6 protein-coding genes are annotated in these 4,658 nt (G+C 52.8%); 4 read left to right on the top strand and 2 right to left on the bottom strand.

Going from position 1 to position 4,658, the window contains the following annotated elements; genetic code table 11:
• The first annotated feature begins 237 nt into the window (after window positions 1-237).
• The 4 genes from ACSZPU_RS23590 to ACSZPU_RS23575 all read left to right on the top strand — a co-directional run bounded on the left by ACSZPU_RS23590 (window position 238) and on the right by ACSZPU_RS23575 (window position 3,421).
• Window positions 238-357, top strand: coding sequence for a protein YdgV (locus ACSZPU_RS23590; RefSeq protein ID WP_499003883.1), 120 nt, complete (start codon window positions 238-240; stop codon window positions 355-357).
• Window positions 358-470: 113 nt separating this feature from the next.
• On the top strand, window positions 471-833 hold the full coding sequence (gene mdtJ, locus ACSZPU_RS23585; RefSeq protein ID WP_499003886.1) for a multidrug/spermidine efflux SMR transporter subunit MdtJ: 363 nt from the start codon (window positions 471-473) through the stop codon (window positions 831-833).
• Complete coding sequence (mdtI, locus tag ACSZPU_RS23580; RefSeq protein ID WP_499003881.1) at window positions 820-1,149, top strand: multidrug/spermidine efflux SMR transporter subunit MdtI; 330 nt, start codon at window positions 820-822, stop codon at window positions 1,147-1,149. The genes mdtJ and mdtI overlap by 14 nt, the downstream gene beginning before the upstream one ends.
• A gap of 109 nt (window positions 1,150-1,258) precedes the next feature.
• The gene (locus ACSZPU_RS23575; protein WP_499003879.1) at window positions 1,259-3,421 is read left to right on the top strand and encodes a bifunctional diguanylate cyclase/phosphodiesterase; all 2,163 of its coding nucleotides are present in this window, start codon (window positions 1,259-1,261) and stop codon (window positions 3,419-3,421) included.
• Between the two features lie 2 nt (window positions 3,422-3,423).
• On the opposite strand, the gene ACSZPU_RS23570 is transcribed toward ACSZPU_RS23575, so the two are convergent.
• Both ACSZPU_RS23570 and ydgU read right to left on the bottom strand, forming a co-directional pair.
• Window positions 3,424-4,245, bottom strand: a complete 822-nt coding sequence (locus ACSZPU_RS23570; RefSeq protein WP_499003876.1) for a trypsin-like serine peptidase — start codon at window positions 4,243-4,245, stop codon at window positions 3,424-3,426.
• A 101-nt stretch (window positions 4,246-4,346) separates the two neighbouring features.
• On the bottom strand, window positions 4,347-4,430 hold the full coding sequence (gene ydgU, locus ACSZPU_RS23565) for a small membrane protein YdgU (protein WP_090088754.1): 84 nt from the start codon (window positions 4,428-4,430) through the stop codon (window positions 4,347-4,349).
• Window positions 4,431-4,658 lie beyond the last annotated feature (228 nt).

The following is a 4,658-nucleotide window of genomic DNA, read 5'->3' as shown; positions in this document are numbered from 1 at the left end:
ACTTATCGGTAGTTAACCCTTCCTCCTACACTCTCCACAATCATGTCCGAGCGTTGCACTTATTATCTGAATTCGCTTTCCGCCTTTGGTATATTCCGGGGGCGGATGTGGGTAAATTCCCGAAAACACAAAGGTATGGGTAAAGAATTGAAAAGGATTTGAGGAAAAACAGGCCCTGTGGTAGAAATAGGGCGTGTTTTACTACTGAGGACAATCGTTCCGCCACGATGAGAAGCAATGTGCGGATATTGTAATTTTATGGATAATTTGTTCAGGACGTTCATCTCTGGTTTTTCCCGTCTCATCTCTTCTGTCTGCCTGCTTTCCGGCGAACAACACTGGCGCTCGGCGCTATAGTCCTTTTCTCTCTGCTTACGCTCGCGTAAACCACGCGACATTCATTTTTACGCATCGGGCTTTCCGTTATGGAATGGCCATGCAGGATTATATTCTCAAGCAGGAGAAGCATGATGATTTACTGGATATTATTAGCGCTGGCGATTGTGGCTGAAATAACCGGCACATTATCAATGAAGTGGGCAAGTGTTACCAACGGACACACCGGTTTTATTCTGATGCTGGTGATGATTGCTCTGTCATATATTTTATTATCGTTCGCCGTTAAAAAAATAGCCCTCGGCGTGGCCTATGCCCTGTGGGAAGGGATCGGTATTTTACTGATCACCCTGTTCAGCGTGGTGTTGTTTGATGAAACACTCTCCCCGATGAAAATTGCCGGGTTGATGACGCTGGTTGTCGGGATTGTGCTGATCAAATCGGGTACCCGAAAAGCGGTGAAAGCGCCGCAGGAGCAGGGCAATGCAACAGTTTGAGTGGGTACATGGCGCCTGGCTGGCGGCGGCCATTATTCTTGAGATCGTCGCCAATATTTTCCTGAAGTTCTCATCCGGTTTTCGCCATAAATTATACGGTATTGGCTCGCTGGTGGCGGTGCTGGCCGCCTTTGCCGCGCTGTCTCAGGCGGTAAAAGGTATCGATTTGTCAGTGGCTTATGCACTCTGGGGTGGGTTTGGTATCGCCGCGACCCTGGCGGCGGGCTGGATCCTCTTCGGCCAGCGTCTGAACAAGAAAGGCTGGGCGGGGCTTATCTTATTGATTGTCGGCATGATCTTAATAAAACTCGCCTGATATGATCGCTGCCTGAATTAGGGGCAGCGAAATCCCCCGACTGTATTACGCTTAGTTAACGGAAGTACTCAACCGGCTGTTTTTCCTGTTAAGGATAGAGGGGCAGTGAATGTTGAACCCATTTAGCTGGCGTAATATACCCAATGCCAAAACCCTGTTCGTCATGATCTTCATGGCGGGGATTGGGCTCATTATTTCTATTGTTGCACTGCTCTATCTTTCACTGCATCTCATCAGTACTAAAACCAACGAAATTGATGAACATCGCACCGCATTAGCTGTACAGGGGGCGGTGCAGACCTCAGTAAACCGGATGCGCTCGCTGGTTATTGATAACGCCGTCTGGGATGATGCCGTTCGCGAAGCCTATCGCCCTGAACTGGATACTGACTGGCTGTACAAAACCTGGGGCACCGGCTTTAAAGTCAATAATCTCTATGACGGAACCTTTGTGCTGGATGAGCATTTTCATGTTCTGTGGGGCACGTTTAATAGTCAGAAATTCGAAGAGCATTCGCTGGCCTTTTTTGGCAAGGGATTACAAGCGCTGATCCGTAATAATGCGCCTGCGCTGTCGGCAAATAATGAAATTTATGCCGGGATCACCCGTACGCGCAATGGCATAGCGTTTGTCGGGATTGGCCTTATTCGCCCGATGGTCGGACGATTACAGGTTCATGATAATACCCGTCGCTATCTGGTTATCACGCGGCATCTGAATACCCAAATACTCAAAGATCTGGGCGATACGTTCCAGATTAGCAGTTTAACGTTCACCCCCGACAAGCCGGATGCTTCTACCGTGCCCTTGCAAAGCTCGTCGGGCGAAACGCTTGGCTGGCTGAACTGGTCGCCAGGTTTGCCGGGCGCACAGGCCGCGCATGCGGCGGCCACGGAAATTCACCACATTGCGATACTGGCATCCGGGCTGATTTTGCTGTTTATCGTACTGAGCAGCGCCGGGCTGTATAAGCTGGCGAAAGGGGAAAAGATCGCCCGCAGAATTGCTTTAACCGACTGGCTGAGCCGCCTGCCAAATCGTCGCGCCCTGATTGAGCATCTCGATAAACTTGCTGCGCAGGGCGATACCAGCATGATGAGCGTGGCCTTTGTCGATCTCGACGGCTTTAAGGATGTGAACGACATTTACGGTCATGACCTTGGCGACCGCCTGATCAGCACAATTGCCCAGACGCTGCGGGAGAAAGTGCCCACCCATGGGATGCTGGCGCGAATGGGCGGCGATGAATTCGCCATGACCGTTGGTGGCCCGTGGGCGGAGGAGCAGGCCGCCGGGTTTGCCGAGCGCGTGCTGGAATACCTTAACAACCCCATAGAGGTGGGGGAACGCACGATCCACATTGGGGCCAGTATTGGGATTGCCAGCGGTACGCTGGTGGAGTGCCCCAGCTCCGAGCTTTTCCGCCGTGCCGATATCGCCATGTACCACTCCAAAAGCAGCGGTAAAGGGCGTATCACCCACTACGATGCGGCGCTAAACAGCGCTCGCGAGCGGCAGTTGTTGATTGAAAATGATATCCGCAACGGGCTGGAGCGTGGTGAATTTGATGTCTGGTATCAGCCAATTGTCGATGCGCGGACTCTGGCGATGATTGGTGTTGAAGCGCTGGTCCGCTGGCCGCGTCGTCCGGGCGGGGAACTCAAGCCTGATGATTTTATTACCATTGCCGAAACCAGCGGCCTGATTTACGAGCTGGGGCAATTTGTGTTGCGCCGTGCCTGTAACGATCTGCAGATGTACAGCGATTTAAAGCTGTCGGTGAATATTTCTCCGGCACAGTTTCGCGATCCTGATTTTGAAGACAAGGTGGCGAATGTCCTGAGAAGCACGCGCTTCCCGGCCGCACGTCTGCAGTTGGAAGTGACCGAAACCTATGTGCTGGAGAATCCGGAGCGCGCGCGTATCGCCATCACCACCCTGAAAGCGCTGGGCACGGCGGTGGCGCTGGATGATTTTGGCACCGGCTATTCGAGCATCGGCTATCTGCGGCGCTTCAATTTTGAAACGATCAAGATTGATAAATCGCTGGCCGGGCTGGTGGACGACGATGAGCAGGCGTCGGCGCTTGTGAGTGGGACGATCCGTATCGCCAGCGCGCTGGGGATGATGGTGGTGGCCGAAGGCGTTGAGAACGAAATGCAGGTGAAAATGTTGCGTTTAGCGGGCTGTGACCAGTTGCAGGGCTACTGGTTTAGCGAACCGCTGCCGCTGGATGACATCCTGCATTTGCGTCATCTGCGGCAGGGCTGAGATTACTCTTTTGCCAGCGCTTCGAGTTTGTCACGAAAACCGGTGACGGAAATTGCCCGGTTGTCGGCACGCCAGCGATCTTTGGCCGCTGGAGCCGAACTCTGTACCGCGATAAGCTGCCAGCCTTCGTCGGTTTTCAACATCAGCGGTGAACCGCTGTCGCCAGGCAGCGTATCGCACTGATGTGACAACACGCTGTTTTGCGCCCAGCCGGTAACAATGCAATCTTCGTGGCTGTAGAGCGCGTCCAGATGATCGGCGGGATAACCCGACTGGGTGACTTTACGCTCTGCCACTTTTAACGCCTCCGTAAGCGCCGCTTTATCACCGACAAACAGCGGTAACGGCGTAATGCCGGATGGCGGATTGCGCAGCACAACCAGACCAAAATCCCACGGTGCGGCGGATGACGGCACAATCCAGCCATCGCCATCGGGTTTCAGCCGTTTACCCAGCGACGGATCGACACGGCCTTCAATACCGTGGATTTCATAACGCCAGGTACCTTTCTGTGACACAAAACGCAGCGCCACCGCTTTATCCGGCTTGCCGTTCGGCGGCGTCAACAGACAATGCCCGGCGGTTAAGGCCAGGTGGGGAGAAATAAGCGTTGCGGTACACAAATTGCCGCTGGCCGTTTCCAGTTGCCCAATGGCATCCCAGGGCGAGCGGGTCGGCGTGGTCACTCGAACGCGGTCATCATGACCAAAGAACAGGGTCTTGATTTGAGCCGCATCCATGGTGTCATCATCACCATCATCGGCATGCCCGTAAGCAGAAAAGAGACAAAACGATCCCAGCAATAGCACAACGGTTTTTCGCATATCACACTCTGATGGGGTAATTATGATTATGTAATGTGAACCCAAGTTTATAAACTATAGACGGGGCGAGAAAAAAGTGGGAGTAAAATCAGCGTGCTACATCAGGAAAGAAAAAGCCGCAGGGCTATGAGCGCGCAGACAATCAGCATTAACAGGATGAACTCGAAACGGTAACGTCGCAGCATAGGCCCTCCAGAGAAAAACGGCGCTTCACCCCAGGGTTCAGCGCCGACGATTTACTCAGCCTGTACAGCAGGCGGGGTATTACACGGTAACTTATGCAGCCGGTTGAGCAGCTGGTTTAGTTGCAGTGTGTTTTACGTGTTTTTTGTGGTGTTTTTTAGATAGTGTCGTCACGAGGATAAAAATCATTGATAATAGGGCCTTCTAATCAGAAGGCCCTATTATCATGA

The sequence above is a fragment of the Phytobacter sp. V69 genome (assembly GCF_965644215.1).
Classification (GTDB): Bacteria; Pseudomonadota; Gammaproteobacteria; order Enterobacterales; family Enterobacteriaceae; genus Phytobacter.
The sequence above is the reverse complement of the archived record's forward strand: the minus strand, read 5'-3'. Positions and strand labels throughout refer to the sequence as shown.